This window comes from Massilia sp. CT11-108 (assembly GCF_047302915.1).
Lineage (GTDB): Bacteria > Pseudomonadota > Gammaproteobacteria > Burkholderiales > Burkholderiaceae_D > Telluria > Telluria orientalis.
In genome coordinates this window covers 1-393 of the sequence record NZ_JBKYMO010001300.1, presented here as the reverse complement: position 1 = coordinate 393, position 393 = coordinate 1, and the positions used below count along the sequence as shown (strand labels likewise).

Sequence of the window (393 nt, the reverse complement as noted above, 5' to 3'; positions counted from 1 at the left end):
CGCCCGACTGGGAGATCCTGCAACTGCACGTGAGCCATGCGCCGGTCGTGCTGGAGCTGGGCGAGCTGTACCTGCGGCACGGCATCCTGTGGCACGAATGGGAGCCGGCATGTTATTCGGCGGGCGCCTACGTGGTGTCGCGCCGGGGCATGCAGGCCCTGCTGGCGCGCTACTGCCCGGACGGCGTCGCCCTCGACCTGACGGGCGTGCATGCCTGGGGCAAGCTGGTGGCCGACCACCTGCTGTACCGCCGCGCCATCTGCTATACGGCCACGCTGCCGCTCTTTTTCAACGACGTCGGGCTGGCCTCGACCCACGCTCCGCAGCGCGACGGGACCCATCACCGGCCGGGCGCGCAGGGCGCCGAGGACGTGCGCCTGCGCGTTGCCCGGC

The 393-nt window shown here is 71.8% G+C and carries 1 protein-coding gene; it reads left to right on the top strand.

Features of this window, described 5'->3' with window-relative positions; translation table 11 throughout:
• Positions 1-393: hypothetical protein (locus tag ACEN88_RS34500; RefSeq protein ID WP_413346907.1), on the top strand; the 393-nt coding region annotated here is incomplete at both ends.